This window comes from Luteococcus sanguinis (assembly GCF_039527675.1).
Lineage (GTDB): Bacteria > Actinomycetota > Actinomycetes > Propionibacteriales > Propionibacteriaceae > Luteococcus > Luteococcus sanguinis.
Genome location: NZ_BAAAKI010000010.1, coordinates 188,857 through 208,708 on the forward strand (window position 1 = coordinate 188,857; position 19,852 = coordinate 208,708).

The window sequence follows — 19,852 nt, forward strand, 5'->3', positions numbered from 1 at the left end:
CCGAGACCTGGATCGGCGGCGGCGGGAAGGTCACCTCACCGTCCTTGACGATCGTCATCTGGCGCACGACCTCGTCGTCGAAGTCGACGACCAGCTGCCCATCCTTCGCGGGGGTGACCAGCTTCATCGCGTTGACCAGGTTGGTGCCGTAGAGCTGGGAGCTCTGCCCGGGCAGCCGGGACGCGAGGTCGGTGTAGCCGATGATCGTCACGCCGTTGTCGGTGACGGTCTTCTCCCCCGGAACGGTCAGTTCACAGTTGCCACCACCGAGCGCGGCCAGGTCGACGATGACCGAGCCATTCTTCATGGCGGCGACCATCTCGCGGGTGATGAGCTTCGGGGACGGACGCCCCGGGATCGCCGCGGTGGTGACGATGATGTCCATCTCGGGGGCCTGCTCGGCGTACAGCTCGGCGGCGCGGGTTGCGTAGTCGTCGCTGACCTCCTTCGCGTAGCCATCGGTGGAGACCGCCTGGCCCGCACCCTTCACGTGCAGGAAGGTGGCGCCCATGCTCTCCACCTGCTCGGCCGTCTCGGGGCGGACGTCGGTGGCGTAGACCTGCGCGCCCATCGAGTTCGCGGCGCCGATGGCGGCCAGACCGGCGACGCCGGTACCGATCACCAACACCTTGGCCGGGGGAACCTTGCCGGCGGCGGTCACCTGGCCGGTGAAGAAACGTCCGAAGACGTGTGCGGCCTCGACCACGGCGCGGTAGCCGGAGATGTTGGCCATGGAACTCAGCGCGTCCAGCGCCTGCGCGCGGCTGGTGCGCGGCACCATGTCCATGCTGAGGGCGGTGACGCGCTGCGCGGCCAGCTTCTCCAGCAGGTCAGGTCGCTGGCGCGGGTAGCAGAAGGTGACCAGGGTGGCGCCGGGACGAAGGCTCGTGACCTGCTCATCGGTGGGGGGATTCACGCCGAAGACGATGTCGCTGGCCCAGGCCGCGGCGGTGTCGACGACCTGGGCCCCTGCCTGTTCGAAGGCCGCATCCGTCGCGGCCGACCGCTCACCGGCTCCGTGCTCGACGACGACGTCGTAGCCCAGGCCCACCAACTGGCCCACCGTTCGCGGGGTGGCCGCGACCCGGTTCTCACCGGGGACGACCTCTCGGGGGATGCCAATTCTCATGCCGCCGAGCCTAACCACGCCGAATTGCCCACCTCCGACCGGGGTGGGTGAAGAATTCCTGCGGTGACCAAGGCGTGGAACGGTGCGTGCCCGCGCCCCTGGTCCTCACTGCACGCGCAGCGTCCAGGGCAGGGCCAGCACGCCGCGGTAGTCCAGCCCGGACCACGAGACCAGCCGCCCGAACAGTTCCTCCAAGGTGCCGGTTGTTGCCCCGGCGACGGCCCCTGGGAGAGTCGTCGGAATGGCCATCGAGGGGGCACCGACCGATTCGGACGACTCAGCCGGGCGAAGACGTTCGAGCATGCCGGGCATCGCGGCGGCGGTGACGTGCACCCTGTCACGTCCGATGCCTGCCAGGGCGCAGGCGCGGTTGATGGCCAGGTCCATGCCGCCGAGGTGGTCGACCAGGCCGAGGCGGTGGGCGTCGCGGCCGGTCCACACCCGCCCCCGGGCCAGCGACTCGAGGTGGTCGTAGGCCATGGCGCGATCCGCGGCGGCCTTGCGGGTGAACTCGTCGTAGACGCGGTCCAGCCAGGCGTCCAGCACCTGCCACTGCTCGTCGGTGAAGGGCTCGTCGCCTTGCATCAGCTGGGCCCGACCGCCGGAGGTGATCGCCTCGTGGCGCAGGTTGAGCTTCTCGAACAGGCCCTTGGTCACGACCTTGCCGCCGAAGACGCCGATAGATCCGGTCAGGGTCGCCGGGAGCGCACAGATCTCGTCCGCAGCCATGGCGCAGTAGTAGCCACCGGACGCGGCCAGATCACCCATCGACACCACGACCGGGATCCCGGCCTCGCGCACCTGGTGGACGGCCCGCCAGACCATGTCGGAGGCGACCGCCGATCCGCCGGGTGAGTCGATGCGAAAGACGACCGCGCGCACCTTGTCGTCCCGGGTGGCGGAGCGGAGCTGTTCGCACACGACGTCCGATCCGGTCTCGGGCTGGCCGGTGCCCGGCGGACGTCCACGGCCGGTGACGATGCCACCGTGCAGGCTGACCACCGAGATCTTGTCGCGGCGCCGGTCGGTCACCTGGTTGACGACGTCCTTGGCGCGGTGGCCGTGCCAACGGTGCACGAAGCGCAGGTCGGTGGCATCGGCCTTCCACTGCTCCAGCAGGTGGGCCACGGCCTGGTCGCGGTAGCCGACGGCGTCGACGAGCCCGGCGTCCTTGGCCTGCTCGGGGGTCAGCGGGGACGTGTTCACGGCGTCCCAGACGCGCTGCACCTCCAGCCCGCGGCGCTCGGCGACCCCCTCTACCAGGTCGTCCATGATCGAGTTCGCGATGGTCTGCATCATCTCGCGGTTCGGTTGCGTGATCTCGTGGCCCGCAAACTGTTCGGCGGCCGACTTGTACTCGTGGCGGCGCGACAATTGCGGGTCGAGCCCCGCCTTCTCCAACAGCCCGCGCAGCAGGGTGATCCCAAGATGGACACCTCCGATGCCCAACTGGCCCGACGGCTGCAGCCAGATCTCCTGGCAGAAGCTCGCGAGCTTGTAGGCGGCCAGGTCGCTGTCGAGTTCACCGAAGCCCTCCGACCAGGCCAGCGTGGGCTTGTGCTCGCCGAAGGCGGCGATGGCGCCGCCCAGTTCCTCGGCCTGGGCGATGCTCAGCGGCACTGTTCCGGCGTGGACGAACAGACCGACCACCGCGTCGTCGGTGGCACCGGCGCGCAGGCCCTCCCGCAGGGAGCGCATGGTGGGGGCGTTCATCGCGCGCAGCGCGGCCAGTGGGTTGTCGGGCGGGGTGGTCAGCACCCCGCGCGCCAGGTCGATCTCCAGCACGACCGTGTCGCCCAGTGGGCGTCCCGGGATGGAGAAGGGGAGGCGCTTGACCAGCATCGACGCAATGTCCATGCCCCCACGCTAGGTGCGCCGGGCAAGCCTTCGGACGGTCATCGCTCAGGGCTGACAAGTGCTCATGGGACGGGCCGATTAGGCTTCCGGCCATGCCCCGTTCCCCGCTCCCGCTGCGCCATGGCCTGAACTCGGCCTGGGTGCGCACCCCGCGCGAGCACGACTGGGCGACCATGCGTGACTTCCTGGTCTGGAAGGTGCCGCGGCTCACCCCCGAACGCATCGACGAGATGTTCGCCGAGCAACGCTTCGTGGACGAAGGGGGGACGCCGATCAGCGTCGAGGCGCGATTCGCGCACCACCGGTTCATCTTCTTCCACCGCGACCTGCCGGACGAGGCCGCGCCGCCCGGAGAGCTGACCGTCCTGTACCGGGACGAGCGGTTGGTCGTCCTCGACAAGCCCCACTTCACCGCCACGATCCCGCGCGGCCAGCACGTCGTCCATTCGGCAGTGGTCCGGGCGCGGCGTGACCTGGACCTGCCGGAGCTCTCTCCCGCGCACCGGCTCGATCGGCTGACGGCCGGCGTGCTGCTGTGCACCACTCAGCGCGAGTTCCGTCGCGACTACCAGCAGGTCTTCGAGCACCACCGCGCCACCAAGACCTACGAGGCCGTCGGCCGATACCGGAGCGATCTGGTGTTGCCCGCCGAGGTCAGCAGCCACATCCGCAAGGAACGCGGTCAGCTGCAGGCCTTCGAGGTGCCGGACGCCGCGGCGAACTCACACACGCTGATCGAGTTACTTGACCACCGCGATGACCCCGAGTTGGGCCCGATCGGGCGCTACCGGGTAAGCCCGACGACCGGCAAGACGCACCAGATCCGGCTGCACATGAACTCGCTCGGCATCCCGATCGTCCACGACCCCTTCTACCCGGAGGTGCTCGACCAGGAGCTGGACGACTTCACCCGTCCGCTGCAGTTGCTGGCACGTGAACTGCGCTTCATCGATCCGCTCGACGGCAACGAGCGGGTCTTCACCAGCGAGCGGACGCTCGAGGCCTGGCAGTCATCATGAGCCCCGATGCGCTCGATCTGGTGGTGCCTCCGGGGCCCGGCGTCTCGAAGGGGCTCGTGGTACCGGCCGCAGAATTGTCGGAGCAGTTCAGCCGCTCGTCCGGCCCCGGTGGGCAGGGCGTCAACACCACCGACTCTCGGGTGCAGCTCGCACTCGACCTGGCCACCTGCTCGGTGCTGGACGACACGCAGCGCGATCGTGCCCTGAGCAATCTGGCCGGACGACTCGACGGCACCACCGTGCGCGTCGAGGCGCAGGAGCACCGCCAGCAGCGACGCAACCGCGCCGCCGCCCGGCAACGGTTGTCGGAATTGCTGCGCGAGGCGCTCGCTCCCCCGCCACCCGCACGGCGAGCCACCCGTCCGACGAAGGGCTCGGTGCGGCGTCGGTTGGATGCGAAGAAGCGCCGCGGTGAGATCAAGCACGGACGCGGCCGGATCCGCTGAGCCGGCAAACGCACCGACCCTGCCAAGGCATCCCCGTCCAGACGTCCCGATCAGGCCGAGCCGGCCTCGTGGCTGGCCTGGGTCGCCTGCATGCCCTCAACGGTGGAGACCTCGATGATCGGCGGCCATCCTGCGTGCAGGGCGATCCTGACTCCCCGGCGCACCATGAACCAGGCGAGAACACCGAGGAAGGTGGCCCCGGTGGCGAGCGAGCCCACCCAGATCGTCCAGCGGGGGCCGAGGGCGTCGCCCACCCAGCCGACCAGGGGTGCGCCCAATGGGGTGCCACCCATGAAGATCGCCATGTAGAGCGCCATCACGCGACCCCGAACCTCGGCGTCGCTGGCCAGCTGCACGGTCGCATTGGCGCAGGTCATCATCGTCAGCGCGCACAGGCCGGTGGGCACCAGCAGCAGCGCGTAGGTGGTGTAGTTGGGAGCCGCCCCCAGCAGCGCGGTGCAGATCGCGAAACCACCAAGCGCGCTGAGCAGCACCCGCAACCTCGGACGGCTGCGCCGGGCCGCGATCAGCGCGGCGGCAAGCGTCCCGATCGCCATGATCGAACCCAGCATCCCGAACTCGCCGGCCCCCTTGCCGAAGGCCTTGGTCGCCATCAGAGCATTGGTGATCTGGAAGTTCATCCCGAAGGTGCCCAGCATGAAGACCATCAGCAGCACGACCATGATGTCGGGGCGCCCGAGCACATAGCGCAGTCCTTCTCGGACCGCGCCCTTGCCGTTCTTGCGCATCGGGGCCGGGGTGAGCTTGCCCGGGTCCATCAGCAGCAGGGACGCGAGGACGGCCGCGAAGCTGACCGCGTTGAAGGCCATCGCGGGAGCGACGCCCCAGGCGGCGATGATCAGACCGGCGATGCCGGGGCCGAGCAGGCGGGCGCTGTTGAAGGAGGCCGAGTTCAGCCCGACCGCATTGCTGACCAGGTGTTGCGGCACCATCTCGCTGACGAAGGCCTGCCGGGTGGGGTTGTCGAAGGCGGTGACGACGCCGGTGAGGAAGGCCAGGACGTAGATGTGCCACAGCTCGACCATTCCGGTGGCCACCAGGACGAAGGTGGCCAGCGCGGTCAGACCGAGCAGTGCCTGGCTGATCAGCAGGATGCGCCGTTTCGGGAAACGATCGGCGATCGAGCCGGCGTAGGGCGCCAGGAAGGGAATCGGCAGGAACTGCAGGCCCGTCACGATTCCCAGACTGGACGAGGAGTGATCGGTGAGGATCGTCAGCACCAGCCAGTCCTGCGCGACGCGGTACATCCAGGTGCCGATGTTGCTGACGATCGCGCCGGTGAAGAAGATGCGGTAGTTGGGCACCGAGAAACTGGCGAAGGTGCCCTGTCGGGCTGGCGGAACGGTCTGGACCGGCTTGGTGGTGGTCTCAGTCACGAGCGGCCACCTCCAGCAGGATGTCGGCGGCGCGGCGCAGCACCTCTAGGTCGTCGGCGGGGACGCCTCTCAGGTGGCGGGCCATCCAGCCGTCCCGGTCGTGCATCACGCGGGCGACAACCTCACGTCCGTCGTCAGTGGCGTGCACGAGCACCTGTCGCCCGTCGCTGGGGTGCGGACGCCGTTCGACCAGTCCCAGTTCGGCGAGACCGTTGAGGGTGCGGGTCATGGACGGGGTGGACACACGTTCCTGCTCGGCCAGCCAGGTGGGCGTCCGCCCTTCCTGCACGGTCTTGGCCAGGACGGCGAACTGGTGCGGCGCGACCGGCCCGGTGCCCTCAAAGCGCACCCGGCGGGCGATGCGCTGGCAGGCCAGCCGCAGGTCATTGGCGAGGTTGGAGAATTCTTCGTCTGTCATCGATCATTAGCCTAGCTCGTTAGCTGGGCTAATCAAATGGTCTTGTGCGCAACGCGTGCCGTGCGGACCGCCCAGGCCAGGTAGACGATCGACCCCAGCCAGACCAGCACCAGGCCGAACCAGTAGCTCGCACCAACGTGCTGGCCGAAGATGAACAGACCCATCAAGAACTGCATCGTCGGCGTCATGTACTGCAAGACGCCGAGCGTCCCGAGCGGGATGCCGGGGGCTGCGGTGGCGAAGAGCCACAGCGGCACCGCCGTCAGAATGCCGGCCAGCATCAGCAACAGGGTCGAGCGCAGGCTGGCCCCGAAGACCGACTGCCCCTTGACGGCCAGGCTTGCGACCCAGGCCAGGGCGAGTGGCGCGAGGATCGCCGACTCGGCGAGCAGGCCCTCCAGCGCACCCAGCCGGGCCTTCTTCTTGACCGCGCCATAGGCGCCGAAGCTGAAGGCCAGGGCGAGCGAAATCCCCAGCGTCCGCCAGTTCTCCGCGGCGATCACACACACGCCGGCCAGAGCCAGCAGGCAGCCGATGGCACCCGCTCGACTCATGCGTTCACCGAAGATGAGCATCCCGAACAGGATGCTGACCAAGGGGTTGATGAAGTAGCCCAGCGAGGCCTCGACGACGTGGCTGGTGTTGACGGCCCAGATGTAGGTGAGCCAGTTCCCGCCGATCAGGACGGCGGCCAGTGCCAGCGTCCAGAACTGGGAGCGTGCGGCGCGCAGCCAGCCCCAATCACGGCGCAGCACCAGCAGGACGATGATGACGAAGACCGCCGACCACAGCACGCGGTGGGAGAGGATCTCCAGCGCGCCGGCTGGCTTCAGCAGCGGGAAGAAGAGCGGGAAGAAGCCCCAGATCAGGTAGCAGCCGATGCCCGCCAGGAGGGAGGTCTGCTGGCTGGTTCGGGGCATGGGGGCACCTCTCGAGTTGGGTCGGGGGATGCCAGTCTGCCTCTCAGCCGGGACAATGGTCACCATGTCCACTCCCACGTCGCACACCGAACGCGCCTTTCCCGAGGCGATCGTCTTCGACCTGGACGGAACGCTGACCGACACCGAGCACGTCTGGGACGAGGTGCGCCGCGGCCTGGCGCAGGCCGACGGACGTCCGTGGCCGGACGAGGCCACCCACGCGATGATGGGGATGTCGACCCAGGAGTGGTCGTCCTACCTGAGTGAGGTCGTCGGCCTGAACTCGAGCGCAAAGGAGTCGGCGCAGCGGACGATCGACGGCCTGCGCGAACGGTACGCCGCCGGGCTGCCGGTCATCGATGGCGCCGTCGAGGCGGTGCGCCGGATGGCTGGCGTTGCCCCGCTGGGGATCGCCTCCAGCTCCCCACGGGTGCTGATCGAGGCCGCCGTCGAGGCGATGGGGATCGCGGATGTCGTCCCGGTGCGCGTCTCGACCGAGGAGGTCGCCAACGGCAAGCCCGCCCCGGACGGTTACCTGCGCGCGTGCGAACTGCTGGGCGCTGATCCGGCGCGCTGCATCGCGGTCGAGGACTCGGCGGCTGGCATCAGCTCGGCCGCCAACGCGGGCATGACAGTGGTGGCCGTCCTTCCCCACTTCCGTCCCCCCTCGGCGGACGTGCTCGGTCGGTGCGCCGCGGTCCTCGACGACCTGTCCGACCTGACAGGGGACCTGGTGAGCACTCTGCCCCCGGCAGTGGGCGGCGCGGTCTCATCGGCCGATCAGTGACCGAGTGGCCCGATTCACCATCCACTCCACCGCGCGGTTCATGTTCACCGGCGAGATCGTGACGCCGGGATGCTCGCGGGGCCAGACGCGAAGGAGTTCGTCTACGAATCCCTGACCCACTTCTTCGACCCCATCGAAGTCGATCTCCAACTCGGTGAAGTCGTCCAGATTGCCCAACAATCGCTTGGCCTCCGAGCGCGACACGAATCGTCGTCCAAGTTCGAACAGTTTCACCCGTGGACGAGTTCTCACGAACGCACCGTCCTCGGTGAATTGTGAAAAGACCTCCCGCAAGGTCCGTGGCGCCTCGGGGTCGAGCTGCACGATCACCTCGGTGCCCTCCGTCACGTGAGAGATGCCGACGGCATCATCATTGCGGGTGTTGTCCACGGTCCAGCGCAGACCATTGGACGAGAGACGGAACACGTCCACCGCCTTCGACGTGAAGAAGATGCCTTCACCGGTGTGCTTGTCGGGTGCCGTGGTCTGCCGACCCTTCGTGAACCAGCCGATCGCCTCCAGGTCATCTGCCAGGGCCAAGCCCTTCTGCAGGTGGGAGAAGGCGCCCTCGCCATCATCGGAGATACGCGCCACCAGACTCGGGACGGTCCACAACGACACCTGAACGACTCTTCCACCACTGTGATCAATGGCATTGTTCACGAGCTCCGTGACGGCATATTGCAAGATGCCCTTCGCGTTCGTTGCAAGACCATCGGGCAGCTCGACGGCCATCAACTCCCAGACCTTGTCCTCGGCCAACGCGGCCAGCCCAAAGGTCTGCTCGAACTCGGGGGCAGTTGTCGGAAGCACCTTCTCTGGGCCCAGTACGCCCCCCGCCTGCAAGGCCAGTGCCCGACGCACGGCCGAGGGATCAAAGTAGCGATGACCCCCCTCCGAGACCCGGACCACGGGAACCAGCCCGGCGTCGGCCATCCGGCGCAGCCTCGACGAGGGAATTTCCAGTTGGGTGGCGAGATCGCCGATCCGTACTTCCTCCGACATGCTGGCACCTCTATCGCGGCGAAACTCATCCTGCGTTAACTTTCGGCAGAAAACTAACACAAGCGTTAGGTTTCCACCGGGATGGTCAACGGAATACTCACACGGTCGTGAAGTTTCTTCCAGGACGACGAACGGCCCCGGCAAGGCTGCCGGGGCCGTCACGCCTACTTACGTCGTGCGGTGCGTCAACCCCTGTCAGCCGACGAGCTTCTTGGCCCGGTCGACGACGTTCTCGACCGTGAAGCCGAGCTCGGTGAACATCACGTCGCCGGACGCGGACGCGCCGAAGCTCTCGATCGAGATCGAGTCACCCTCGAAGCCCACATACTTGGCCCAGCCCAGGGCGATGCCGGCCTCGATCGACAGGCGCTTGGTGACCGCCTTGGGCAGCACCTCCTCCTTGTAGGCCTCGTCCTGCTCCTCGAACCACTCCTGCGAGGGCATCGAGACGACCCGCGTGGGAACGCCCTCGGCCTCGAGCTTCTTCTGCGCCTCGATGGCCAGCGCCACCTCGGAGCCGGTCGCGATCAGGATCAGCTGGGGCTCGGCCGAAGCGTCCTTGAGTACGTAGGCGCCCTTCAGCACGCCCTCGGCGGGGGCATAGGCGCCCTCGCCGCGCTCCACGATCGGCAGGTCCTGGCGCGACAGCACCATCCCCGTCGGCTGGGCGGTGTGCTTCAGCGCACCAAGCCAGGCGTACGCGGTCTCGTTGGCGTCGGCCGGGCGCACCAGCGCCAGGTTCGGGATCGCACGGTAGCTGGCCAGGTGCTCGATCGGCTGGTGCGTCGGGCCATCCTCGCCGACGCCGACCGAATCGTGCGTCCAGACGAAGATGCTGGGCAGCTGCATCAGCGCGGCCAGACGCACCGGCGGACGCATGTAGTCGGCGAACACGAAGAAGGTGCCGCCGTACGGACGGGTCAGTCCCGACAGCGTGATGCCGTTCACGGCGCCGCCCATCGCGTGCTCACGGATGCCGAAGTGCAGCGTGCGACCGTAGGGATTGCCGCTGAACTCGTGCGACGAACGCTCCTCCGGCAGGAAGGAGGGTTCACCCTTCATCGTGGTGTTGTTGGAGCCGGCCAGGTCGGCCGAACCGCCCCACAGCTCGGGCATCTGGGACGCCAGCGCGGTCAGCACCTCACCTGATGCCGCGCGGGTGGCCTTCTTGCCGGGCTCGAAGACCGGCAGCTCGAGCGAGTCGGGAAGCTCACGCTTGGCGACGCGCTCCAGCAGTGCGGCCTGCTCGGGGTTGGCGGACTTCCAGGCCTCGAACTTGGCGTCCCACTCGGCGCGCGCCGCCTTGCCTCGCTCGGCGGCATTCTTGCGCGCGTAGGCGACGGCGGCCTGGTCGACGGCGAAGGGCTCGTCTTCGAAGCCGAGTTCCTTCTTCAGCCCCGAGATCTCCTCGCCGCCGATCTTGGAACCGTGCACCGAGTGGCTGCCCTGCTTGTTCGGCAGCGGCCATCCAATGACCGTGGTCACCTTGATGAACGAGGGCTTGTCGGTGACGGCCTTGGCCGCCTCGACGGCCGCGTACAGCTCGTCGACCTTCTCCTCGTAGCTGGTCCCGCCGTTGGTGAAGTCGACGCTCTGGACGTGCCAGCCGTAGGCCTCGTAGCGCGCGGCGACGTCCTCGGAGAAGGCGATCTTGGTGTCGCCCTCGATCGAGATGCGGTTGTCGTCGTAGAACAGCACCAGGTTGCCCAGGTTCTGCGTCGCGGCCAGCGAACTGGCCTCCGAGGCAACGCCCTCCTGCATGCAGCCGTCGCCGGCGATGACGTAGACGTCGTGGTCGAAGGGGCTCTCACCCGCAGCGGCGTTCGGGTCGAACAGGCCACGCTCCTTGCGGGCGGCCATCGCCATGCCGACGGCCATCGAGATGCCGGCGCCGAGCGGTCCGGTGGTGGCCTCGATGAACTCGGTGTGGTGGTACTCGGGGTGCCCGGGGGTCTTGGAACCCCAGGTGCGCAGCGCCTTCAGGTCGTCCAGCTCCAGGCCGCAACCGGCCAGGTAGAGCTGCGTGTACTGGGTCAGCGAGCTGTGGCCTGCCGACAGGACGAAGCGGTCACGCCCGAGCCACAGGCTGTCGGACGGATCGGTCTTCATGACCTTCTGGTACAGCAGGTAGGCCAGCGGCGCCAGCGAGATGGCGGTGCCGGGGTGGCCGTTCCCGACCTTCTCCACGGCGTCGGCGGCGAGGATCCGCGCGACGTCTACCGCGCGCTTGTCCTCGTCGGTCCAGGACAGGGTGTTGTTCATGAGCGGTGCCTCTTTCAGGGTCAGTGTTGCCCGTAGACGTTCTGGTATCGATCGTAGAGGCGCGCCACCACGTCATCCTCAAGTGGCTGCACCGGGCACTCGGGGGTGGCGCCCGCACGCGCGATCTGCACCGTCCGGGCCACCTCCTCGACCATGACCGCGGCCTTCACCGCGTCCTTCGCGGTCCGCCCGATCGTGAACGGTCCGTGGTTGGCCATCAGCACGGCCGGGGACTTGTGCCCCCGCAGGGTCTCGACGATCCCGCGGCCGATCGAGTCGTCCCCGATCAGGGCGAGCGGGCCGACCGGTACGGGTCCGCCGAACTCGTCGCCCATCATCGTCAGCACGCAGGGAATCTCCTCCCGGCGCGCGGCGAAGGCCGTCGCGTAGGTGGAGTGGGTGTGCACCACTCCCCCGACCTCGGCCATGTGTTCGTAGACATGGGCGTGGGCGGCGGTGTCGCTGGACGGGGTGAGCCGGTCGGGCGTCCCGTCGTCGATCTTGGTGCCCGTGAGGTCGCAGACGACCATCACCTGGGGTGACAGTTCGTCGTAGGTGACCCCGGAGGGCTTGATCACCATCAGGTCGGTGCCGATCTGGTCGGCGCAACGCACCCGGGCGGAGACATTGCCGGCCGTCCACACGACCAGCCCCCAGCGCGGGAGTTCCGCGTGCAGGGCCGAGACCTCGGCCCTGCTCGCGGCCACCTGGGCCTGCACCTCGACGGGTAGTTCGTCGAGTACCAGCATCTGTTTCTCCGTTCCGGTCAGGCAACCGGGTAGTAGTCCTTGCCGCCCTGCGCGATCTGCTCGTGGCTGGTGTCCAGGTCGGTGTAGCGGCCCTCATGGCGGGCCGCGCGGCGCTGGACGCCCGCACGACGCATGTCCTTGAGACGGTAGAGCAGGCTGCTGCCGCCACGGCCAAAGACGTCGTGCAGCAGGCTGTACTCGTAGAACAGCTTGTCGTACAGCGCGCTGGCCTCCGGGTTGGGCGTGTAGGCATTCTGCTGGCGGTCACCCATGGCCATCGAGGCGGCCTTGACGTCGGGGTAGATCCCGGCCGCGACGGCCGCGAAGACGGCAGATCCAAGCGCGCCGGGCTGGGTGGTCAGGCCCACCGAGATGGGCAGCTTGCAGACATCGGCGTACATCTGCATCAGGAACTTGTTCTTGATCAGACCGCCGGCGGCCACGATCTCGGTGATCTCGACGCCGTTCTTGGCGAAGGTCTCGATGATCGTTCGGGCACCGAAGGCGGTCGCCTCCATCAGCGCGCGGTAGGTGTCCTCGGGACGGGTGCCGAGGGTCTGGCCGACGACGATCGCCGACAGGTTCGGGTCGTTGAGGATGGAACGGTTGCCGTTGTGCCAGTCCATGGCGACCAAGCCGTGCTCGCCGATCTCCTGGTCGGCTGCCAGACGGGTCAGCCAGTCGTGGATGCTGACGCCAGCAGCCTCGGCGTCGCGGTAGTAGTCCGCGTTGACCGAGGTGTTGACGAACCAGGCGAAGATGTCGCCCACCGCGGTCTGTCCGCACTCGAAAGCCCACAGCCCGTCGACGATGCCTCCGTCGACGACGCCGAACATGCCCGGCACCTCCTTGAGCTCGTGGCCCAGCACGATGTGGCAGCTGGAGGTGCCCATGATGGCGGTCATCTGGCCCACCTCGACGGCCTGGACGGCGGCCGCAGTGACATGCGCGTCGATGTTGCCGACGGCGACGCTGATGCCCTCCGGGAGGCCCATCCAACCGGCGGCCTCAGCGGTCAGCTTGCCCGCCTCGGCACCCAGCGGCAGCACCTCGCCGGGCATCTTCTCCTCGAAGACGCCACCGAAGTCGGGGTTGAGGGCCTCGAGGTACTCGCGGCTGGGGTACTTGCCGTCCTGGAAGTTGCGCTTGTAGCCCGAGTCACCCGCGGCGTAGACCTCGTTGCCGGTCATCCGGAAGGTGATCCAGTCCAGCGCGTTGAAGAAGCGCTCGGTGGCAGCGTAGACCTCGGGGTCCTTCTCGAGGGTCTCCAGCACCTTGGGCATCAGCATCTCGGCCGACAGGGTTCCGCCGTAACGGGCCAGCCAGCCCTCGCCGCGCTGCTTGGCCATCTCCACGATGCGGTCCGCCTGCTCGAAGGCGCCGTGGTGCTTCCACAGCTTCACGTAGGCGTGCGGACGGTTCTTGAACTCCGGCAGCTCGCACAGCGGCGTGCCGTCCGCCTTCGCGGCGACGACGGTGGCGGAGGTGAAGTCGATGCCGATACCGACGATCCGGCTGGGGTCGACCCCGGCATTCCTGACAGCCTCGGGCACCGCGGTCTGCAGCACCTCGATGTAGTCGGCGGGAACCTGCAGGGCAAAGTCCGGCGGGAGCGCCTGGCCGTCACCCGCGGTCAGACCGCGGTCCATCACCTGATGGGTGTACTCCTTGACGCCGTGGCCAAGCTCCTTGCCGTCGGCAACGCTCACCACCGCCGCGCGACCGGACAGGGTGCCGAAGTCGATACCTATGACGTACTTTTCCTCGTTGCTCATGTTCCTTCTCTTCCCCTTTGACGTCCTGTGTCTGGGAGTGGTGCGGGTCAGGGCTCCTGGTCTTCCAGCAGCCATCGGAGGCGAACACTTCGTCCACCCACGGATTCAGGCTGTCACTTGGCCGACTCGTGGTCGACGACGGTGTGGGTCAGGCCCTGCATCTGCGGGTAGGACGCGCAGTACTGGTCAACGTAGAACTGGTACTCCTCGTGGCGCTCCTGGTTGGGCTCCAGACGATCGAGGGTGTGGACCATGTTCTTGGCGGCCTCCTGGATGTCGGGGTAGATCCCCGCACCGACGGCGGCCAGCATGCATGAGCCCAGGACGACGGCGTCACCGACCTCGGTGAGCGTGATCGGGACGCCGGTCACGTCGGCGTGCATCTGCATCCAGTCACGGCTCTTGGTCGAACCGCCACAGGCGACGATCTCGCTGACCTCGAAGCCTGCGTCGGTCATCGCGCGCAGGTTGTGGGCGGTGCCGTAACAGACGCTCTCCTGGATCGCGTGGTACATGTGCGCCGGGGTGTGCATCAGGGACAGTCCCCAGATGATTCCGCGCGCCTTCGAGTCGGTGTAGGGCGTCCGGTTGCCCTGGAAGTACTCGTTGATGATCAGGCCGTCGGAACCGATCGGGATGTCCTTGCTCTTGGCGTTGAGCAGGTCGTAGGCGTTCAGGCCGGTGGTGTCGGCCGCGATCTGGATGTCGGGGCAGAAGTTGTCCTTGAACCACTTCAGCACCGAGCCGGTCGACACCTGGCCGCCCTCGACCGTGTACTGGCCCTTCACGACGCCGTCAGTGTAGGAGCCGAAGAAGCCCTTGCCGTGGATCTCCTTGTCGCTCTGTCCGGTGATGACGTGGGACGAGCCCGTGATCAGCGCCATCTTGCCGGGCTCGACGACACCGAGGCCGATCTGGCCAGCCCAAGCATCGGCGGGCCCCTGGGCGACGGGCGTTCCCGCGCGCAGACCCATCAGCTGGGCCGCGATGGTGCTCAGGCCGCCGACGGGCGTGCCCAGGTCGACGACCTTCTCGGGAATCTTGTCGAAGACGTCGCCGCAGCCGATGGTCTCGTAGAAGTCCGTGGGCCAGCCGCCCTCGTTGCCGTTGTAGTACATGCGCAGCGCGGCGGAGTTGATGTTGGTCGTCCACTCGCCGGTGAGCTTGAAGTTGATCCAGTCGGGGGCGTCGACGAGCTTGGTGGCCGCGTGGTAGGTCTCCGGCTCGTTCTCCTTCAGCCAGGCGGCCTTGAAGGGGTACCACTCCGCGGTGGCCGGGGCGGTGCCGTCGCCGTTGTACTTGCGGGCGACCGAGTTGGAGCCCTCGGCGCGGGCGGCCTGCTCGGTGGCGCGGACGTCCATCCACATGATCGCGGGGCGCAGCTCGTCCCCGCGATCGTTCATGGCGACGACGGTCATCGTCGTCGCGTCATAGCTGATGCCGGCGATCTCGTGCGGCTGGATGCCGGAGGCGGCCATCGCCTTGTGACAGCTGGCCTGCAGCGCCTGCCACCACTCCTCTGGGCTCTGCTCGGCCCAGCCCGGACGCGGGTGGGTGGTCTTGTAGGGGGTCGCCGCGAAGGTCACGGGGCGGCCTTGGATGTCGAAGATGGCGACTCGGCAGCTCTCGGTGCCGTAGTCGATTCCCATCAGGTAGGGACCCTCGCTGGTGTTCTGGCTCATTGCGGTCGAACCTCCTATGACGCTTCTCTGCGTCCTCTATCCGGGGCGATTACCCCGGTTCTGGGTGTGTTTGGGTAGGGCTGTGGTGCTTGAGGCAAAAATTGGGGGGTGTTGTGGGGAAAGGACGATGTGGTCGGGGCTGGTCGTGCCCGACCCATCAACGGCGGTCAGCCGTCGTTCTCGGTCCAGCCCAGTTCGTCCCAGATCTGCTGCGGGATGAGCCGGTCGATGCGGTCCAGCACATAGCTCGGCTGGTGGGCGTCGTCCAGCACCGCGACGTCGTCCGCAGTGGCCTCACCCGTCAGCACCAGCGCAGACAGCATGTCTGTGTCGAGCGCCATCTGGATGTCGGTCTGCAGCCGGTCGCCGACCATGACGCAGTTCTCTGCCGTGACGTCCAGACCGGCCAGCGCCTCGGTCAGCATCACCGGGGAGGGCTTGCCCAAGCTGACCTCGCACTTCGTGTTGGTGCAGGCCTCGATGGCGGCGGTGATCGCAGCGCAGTCGGGCTCCCCACGCCCACCCGGGAAGGGGCAGAAACGATCGGGGTTGGTCTGGATGAGGAAGGCGCGCTTGTGGAACCAGATCGCGTCGAAGGCGATCTGCAGCTTGCGGTAGTCGAAGGTGCGGTCATAGGAGGCGACGACGATGTCGATGCGCTCAGGGTCTTCTGTCAGCTCGAAACCGGCCTTGGCCAGGGCTTTCTTCAACGGGTCCTCGCCGATGACGAAGAGCTTGGCGTCCGGGTGGTGTGCCTGGAGCCAGCGGGTGGTGGTGACGATGGTGTTGGCCACGTCCTTCACGTCGGTCGGCAGCCCGAGCTTCTCGAGCTTGGCGACGTACTGGTCGGGGTCCTTGGTGGGGTTGTTGGACAGGAAGCGCACCGGGATGTCCCGGCGACGCAGTTCGTTGATCATCCGCGCTGCGCCGGGCAACAGGTGGTCGCCCAGGTAGATGGTGCCGTCCATGTCGAAGACATAGGCGTCATGCAGCTCTGTCGGATTCACGATCACGTCGGTGGACATCCCGGTGCTCCTGTGGGTGTTCGGGTCGGTCAGGACAGCAGGGCCGCAAGGCCGACGACGACGGTGTTCATGATCCAGATGGCCGAGGCCGGCGGATCGACGTGGGTCGTGCCGCGGTCGTACCAAACACGAGCGAAGAACTCACCCAGCCAGCCAGACAGGATGCCGAAGAGGGCACCGATCAGGATGGCGATCGCGGCCTTGGTCCAGTCGCCCGAGCCCCAGGTGCCGTTCCAGTCGAAGTTCGCGCCCGCGATCACGGGCAGGAACATCACGCCAGCCAGGCCGCCAATGTTGGTGATGTGGTGCTGGACGGGCATGTTGAAGCCCATGATCAGGAACAGGATGATGATGGCCGAGATCGCGAAGGGGAAGCTGTTGGCCAGGCCGGCGGCGCCGGGGACGAAGTGGCCCAGCATGATCGCGGCACCGGCGGCGAAGGCGCCGAAGAAGCCGCCCAGACCGACGAGGTAGCCGAACTTCTCCTGCCAGGGCAGCCACTGGCTCTCGGGCGTGGGGGCGATCTTGCCCATGAAGCCCGAGGCGTTGTTGTACTTCTCAGGGTTGAGGATCGAGCCGGAGCCGGTCTTGGAGCCGAAGAGCACGCGGGCGACCAGGGCCGAGACGACGACGGTCAAGGCGACCGAGTCGGTGTGCTTGCCGAACCACGGGATGTAGCTGACGCCGATCTGGAAGAGGTAGCCGAACATGCCGAACAGGGCGCCGACGAGCAGGACGTCGAGCTTGCCGATTCCGGCCAGCGGGGAGTTGATGTCCTTGGCGGACTCGAGGTAGCCCTTCTTCCACGCGTAGGCGGCGGCAGCGGCGCCGCCCGCGAACATCACGTACGGGCCGGCGAACGGGCCGAACGCGAGGTAGTCGAAGCCGATGGTGGTGCCGACGCCGGCGAACAGGCCCCACGCCACAAGCACGTTGAAGCCGGTCAGGACGAAGGCGAAGTTGCCACCGATGGCAGCTCCGACGAAGCCACCCGCCAGCGAGGCCAGCAGGCCCAGCAGGAAGATGCCGAATGATGCTGTGAACATCCTTGTTCCTTATGTCTCAGCCGCCGTGGCGGCAAGTGGTCGTACTCCCCGGGGATCGGGGAAGTCGTGTGTTTCGTTGCGGGTTCTGGTGATGCTGGAAGTGCGCTGGGCCGGGTCAGCAGCCCCTGGCTTCGCCACTCCCGGCGCCGAGCTCGGCCTCGTAGGCGCTGATCGCGTCAACCTTGGGCGCCGAGGCCGACGAGGAGTCGAAGGTGTAGTCGAAGAACTCCTTGGCCAGACGGCGGGCCAGATGGAGGCCGATCACGCGCTGGCCGAGGCACAGCACCTGCGCGTCGTTGGAGAGCACGAGACGCTCGACGGAGAAGGAGTCGTGCGCCGTGCAGGCACGGATCCCGGGGACCTTGTTGGCCGAGATGGCCATGCCCATCCCGGTGCCGCAGACGAGGATCGCTCGGTCGGCGCGGCCCTCGGCGACCTCCTTGGCGACCTTGACGCCGACGTGGGGGTAGTCGACGTCCTCACCCGGCGCCACGCCCAGGTCGATGACCTCGTCGATGCGCTCGTCGGCCTTGAGGTCGGCCTTGATGGCCTCCTTGTAGTCGACACCCGCGATGTCGGCACCAATCGCGACACGAAATCCCATGTCGGTCTCCTTTCGGCTGCACTGCCTGCGTCGGAACTTCCGTGTTCTTGCCCGCCGAAACTACCGGCGGTCTTGTCAAAATCACCGTGGTTCGTGTGACTTTGCACGGGGGAGGAGTCCAGGCTGCCGATGGGTAACCTGGGGTGGCTCCTGCCCTAACGGAACGCTAGTTGGCGGCCGTTGCGATGTCGCGCAACCAGCGACGCTTGCACACCCGTGCTGGAATCGGCTCAGCCCGTGATCGATCCGTGCAGGCGTTTGGAAGCCATCAGTTGGGAGCCACCAGCAGTGCACGCCATGGACATCGAGCCCCGCCGAATGACGTACTCCCCCACCTGCCGCTGACGTGCGCGCTGCGCCGCCTGGCTGCCGCGGCCCGGGCGGGCTGTCACGCGAGTTCCTCGCGGCGGCGTTCGGGCAGGAAGAGGGCGGCCACTGCCGCGACGCCGAAGGCGACGCAGAAGAGGGTGAACACGGCGGTCGTCCCGCCGAAACCGAGCAGGGAGGGGACGAGCAGCGGGGCGATGATCGACGCGATCCGGCCGAAGGCGGCGGCCGCGCCTGTCCCCCGGCCCCGAATCCCAGTCGGGTAGACCTCCGGACCGATGGCGTACAGGGCACCCCAGGCGCCCAGGTTGAAGAAGCTCAGCGCGCAGCCGGCAGCCAGGATGGTGGCCGGACGATCGGCAGCACCGTAGGCGAGCGCGGCGGCAGCGGACCCGACCAGGAAGGTGGCGAGGGTTGGGCGACGTCCCCAGGCCTCGATCAGCCAGGCGGCCACCGCGTAACCGGGCAGCTGGGCCAGCGTCATCACCAGCGTGAACTCGAACGACTTCGTGAGCGCGAAACCCTGCGCGACGAGCAGGGACGGGATCCAGATGAAGGCCCCGTAGTAGGACAGGTTGATCCCGAACCAGACCAGCCACAGGGCTGCGGTGCGACCGCGCAGGGCGGGAGACCACAAGGAGTCCTGTCCGGCGGGCGGTGGTTCGGGCAGCGGCGAGACCACGGTGGGGGCGGCAACGCCGGACGCCGCCTCGAAGACCCGCGTGGAACGTTCGGCCTCATCGAGTCGCCCGGCCTTCTCCAGGTAGCGCACCGATTCGGGAAGCCCCAGCCGAACCACCGCCGCGTACAGCGTCGGCACCACGCCGACGGCAAGCGCCCAACGCCAGCCATTGTGCGAGGCCGGGATGACGAGGTAGGCCAGCAGTGCCGCCATGATCCAGCCCAGCGCCCAGAAGGCCTCCAGCAGCACCACCATCCGGCCCCGGATCCGGGCCGGGGCGAACTCGCTGACCAGCGTCGAGGCCACCGGGAGTTCCGCTCCCAGGCCCAGACCGACGACGAAGCGCAGCGCCATCAGCATCGCCACCGAGGTGGACAGCGCCGACGCACCGGTGGCCAGGCCGTAGACGAGCAGGGTCAACGCGAAGACCTGGCGGCGGCCGATCCGATCGGCCAGCAGGCCGCCCAGCGAGGCGCCGATGGCCATGCCGACGAAGCCGATCGAACCGATCCACTTGGTGCTGTCGGGGGTGAGGTGCCACTGTTGCGCGATCGCAGCCATCACGAAGGAGATGAGCCCGACGTCCATCGCGTCCAAGGCCCAGCCGACGCCCGAACCGACCAGCAGCCGACGGTGCGCACCGTTGAACGGCAACCGGTCCAACCGATCGGCGCGGCTCAGCGCAGGGGCCTGGGCTGGGTTCTCGGGGGTCAACGCCATCG

General features: G+C 67.7%; 17 protein-coding genes. 3 read left to right on the forward strand and 14 right to left on the reverse strand.

Features of this window, described 5'->3' with window-relative positions; translation table 11 throughout:
- Together ABD089_RS08140 and sppA are read right to left on the reverse strand one after the other, a co-directional pair.
- Positions 1-1,129: Re/Si-specific NAD(P)(+) transhydrogenase subunit alpha (locus ABD089_RS08140; RefSeq protein WP_343885801.1), on the reverse strand; the 1,129-nt coding region annotated here is incomplete at its 3' end.
- Positions 1,130-1,234: 105 nt separating this feature from the next.
- Positions 1,235-2,986 carry a signal peptide peptidase SppA gene (sppA, locus tag ABD089_RS08145; protein WP_343885803.1) on the reverse strand — a complete coding sequence of 584 codons (1,752 nt, stop codon included), beginning with the start codon at positions 2,984-2,986 and terminating at the stop codon, positions 1,235-1,237.
- 173 nt (positions 2,987-3,159) lie between these two features.
- Between sppA and ABD089_RS08150 the strand changes: the two genes are divergently transcribed.
- Positions 3,160-4,005, forward strand: a complete 846-nt coding sequence (locus ABD089_RS08150) for a pseudouridine synthase (protein ID WP_343885877.1) — start codon at positions 3,160-3,162, stop codon at positions 4,003-4,005.
- Positions 4,002-4,451: an alternative ribosome rescue aminoacyl-tRNA hydrolase ArfB gene (gene arfB, locus ABD089_RS08155; protein WP_343885804.1), complete on the forward strand. Its 450-nt coding sequence runs from the start codon at positions 4,002-4,004 to the stop codon at positions 4,449-4,451. Before ABD089_RS08150 ends, arfB begins: the two co-directional genes overlap by 4 nt.
- Positions 4,452-4,501: 50 nt before the next feature.
- On the opposite strand, the gene ABD089_RS08160 is transcribed toward arfB, so the two are convergent.
- Genes ABD089_RS08160 through rarD form a run of 3 tightly spaced genes read right to left on the reverse strand, consistent with a single transcriptional unit; the run spans position 4,502 to position 7,186 of the window.
- Entirely contained in the window at positions 4,502-5,848 is a 1,347-nt protein-coding gene (locus ABD089_RS08160) for an MFS transporter (RefSeq protein ID WP_343885805.1), read from the reverse strand.
- Positions 5,841-6,266 (reverse strand): MarR family winged helix-turn-helix transcriptional regulator, encoded by a 426-nt coding sequence (locus ABD089_RS08165; protein WP_343885806.1) that lies wholly within the window; start codon positions 6,264-6,266, stop codon positions 5,841-5,843. The genes ABD089_RS08160 and ABD089_RS08165 overlap by 8 nt, the downstream gene beginning before the upstream one ends.
- A gap of 32 nt (positions 6,267-6,298) precedes the next feature.
- A complete protein-coding gene (gene rarD / locus ABD089_RS08170; protein ID WP_343885807.1) occupies positions 6,299-7,186 on the reverse strand; it encodes an EamA family transporter RarD in 888 nt (295 codons plus the stop codon).
- A 64-nt stretch (positions 7,187-7,250) separates the two neighbouring features.
- Between rarD and ABD089_RS08175 the strand changes: the two genes are divergently transcribed.
- On the forward strand, positions 7,251-7,973 hold the full coding sequence (locus ABD089_RS08175) for an HAD family hydrolase (RefSeq protein WP_343885808.1): 723 nt from the start codon (positions 7,251-7,253) through the stop codon (positions 7,971-7,973).
- Here ABD089_RS08175 and ABD089_RS08180 read toward each other — a convergent pair.
- The 9 genes from ABD089_RS08180 to ABD089_RS08220 form a co-directional block, all read right to left on the reverse strand.
- Positions 7,956-9,140 carry an STAS-like domain-containing protein gene (locus tag ABD089_RS08180; protein ID WP_343885809.1) on the reverse strand — a complete coding sequence of 395 codons (1,185 nt, stop codon included), beginning with the start codon at positions 9,138-9,140 and terminating at the stop codon, positions 7,956-7,958. The two genes, ABD089_RS08175 and ABD089_RS08180, sit on opposite strands and share 18 nt — an antisense overlap.
- A gap of 33 nt (positions 9,141-9,173) precedes the next feature.
- Positions 9,174-11,240 (reverse strand): transketolase, encoded by a 2,067-nt coding sequence (gene tkt / locus ABD089_RS08185; protein ID WP_343885810.1) that lies wholly within the window; start codon positions 11,238-11,240, stop codon positions 9,174-9,176.
- Positions 11,241-11,260: 20 nt separating this feature from the next.
- Entirely contained in the window at positions 11,261-11,989 is a 729-nt protein-coding gene (locus ABD089_RS08190) for an L-ribulose-5-phosphate 4-epimerase (RefSeq protein ID WP_343885811.1), read from the reverse strand.
- Between the two features lie 17 nt (positions 11,990-12,006).
- The gene (locus tag ABD089_RS08195; RefSeq protein ID WP_343885812.1) at positions 12,007-13,764 is read right to left on the reverse strand and encodes a ribulokinase; all 1,758 of its coding nucleotides are present in this window, start codon (positions 13,762-13,764) and stop codon (positions 12,007-12,009) included.
- Between the two features lie 113 nt (positions 13,765-13,877).
- Entirely contained in the window at positions 13,878-15,446 is a 1,569-nt protein-coding gene (locus tag ABD089_RS08200) for an FGGY-family carbohydrate kinase (protein WP_343885813.1), read from the reverse strand.
- 167 nt (positions 15,447-15,613) lie between these two features.
- Positions 15,614-16,471, reverse strand: coding sequence for an HAD-IIA family hydrolase (locus ABD089_RS08205; protein WP_343885814.1), 858 nt, complete (start codon positions 16,469-16,471; stop codon positions 15,614-15,616).
- Positions 16,472-16,500: 29 nt separating this feature from the next.
- Complete coding sequence (locus ABD089_RS08210; RefSeq protein WP_343885815.1) at positions 16,501-17,517, reverse strand: DUF7973 family transport facilitator; 1,017 nt, start codon at positions 17,515-17,517, stop codon at positions 16,501-16,503.
- 115 nt (positions 17,518-17,632) lie between these two features.
- Positions 17,633-18,121: a ribose-5-phosphate isomerase gene (locus tag ABD089_RS08215; protein WP_343885816.1), complete on the reverse strand. Its 489-nt coding sequence runs from the start codon at positions 18,119-18,121 to the stop codon at positions 17,633-17,635.
- Between the two features lie 388 nt (positions 18,122-18,509).
- Complete coding sequence (locus ABD089_RS08220) at positions 18,510-19,850, reverse strand: MFS transporter (protein ID WP_343885817.1); 1,341 nt, start codon at positions 19,848-19,850, stop codon at positions 18,510-18,512.
- Positions 19,851-19,852 lie beyond the last annotated feature (2 nt).

Excerpts from the sequence above, each read along its gene's own strand:
- ABD089_RS08190 (WP_343885811.1), bottom strand. The coding sequence starts at position 11,989 with ATGCTGGTACTCGACGAACTACCCGTCGAGGTGCAGGCCCAGGTGGCC.
- ABD089_RS08215 (WP_343885816.1), bottom strand. The coding sequence starts at position 18,121 with ATGGGATTTCGTGTCGCGATTGGTGCCGACATCGCGGGTGTCGACTAC.
- ABD089_RS08195 (WP_343885812.1), bottom strand. The coding sequence starts at position 13,764 with ATGAGCAACGAGGAAAAGTACGTCATAGGTATCGACTTCGGCACCCTG.
- sppA (WP_343885803.1), bottom strand. The coding sequence starts at position 2,986 with ATGGACATTGCGTCGATGCTGGTCAAGCGCCTCCCCTTCTCCATCCCG.
- ABD089_RS08165 (WP_343885806.1), bottom strand. The coding sequence starts at position 6,266 with ATGACAGACGAAGAATTCTCCAACCTCGCCAATGACCTGCGGCTGGCC.
- ABD089_RS08205 (WP_343885814.1), bottom strand. The coding sequence starts at position 16,471 with ATGTCCACCGACGTGATCGTGAATCCGACAGAGCTGCATGACGCCTAT.
- tkt (WP_343885810.1), bottom strand. The coding sequence starts at position 11,240 with ATGAACAACACCCTGTCCTGGACCGACGAGGACAAGCGCGCGGTAGAC.
- ABD089_RS08210 (WP_343885815.1), bottom strand. The coding sequence starts at position 17,517 with ATGTTCACAGCATCATTCGGCATCTTCCTGCTGGGCCTGCTGGCCTCG.
- ABD089_RS08150 (WP_343885877.1), top strand. The coding sequence starts at position 3,160 with ATGCGTGACTTCCTGGTCTGGAAGGTGCCGCGGCTCACCCCCGAACGC.
- arfB (WP_343885804.1), top strand. The coding sequence starts at position 4,002 with ATGAGCCCCGATGCGCTCGATCTGGTGGTGCCTCCGGGGCCCGGCGTC.
- ABD089_RS08200 (WP_343885813.1), bottom strand. The coding sequence starts at position 15,446 with ATGAGCCAGAACACCAGCGAGGGTCCCTACCTGATGGGAATCGACTAC.
- ABD089_RS08175 (WP_343885808.1), top strand. The coding sequence starts at position 7,251 with ATGTCCACTCCCACGTCGCACACCGAACGCGCCTTTCCCGAGGCGATC.
- ABD089_RS08220 (WP_343885817.1), bottom strand. The coding sequence starts at position 19,850 with ATGGCGTTGACCCCCGAGAACCCAGCCCAGGCCCCTGCGCTGAGCCGC.
- rarD (WP_343885807.1), bottom strand. The coding sequence starts at position 7,186 with ATGCCCCGAACCAGCCAGCAGACCTCCCTCCTGGCGGGCATCGGCTGC.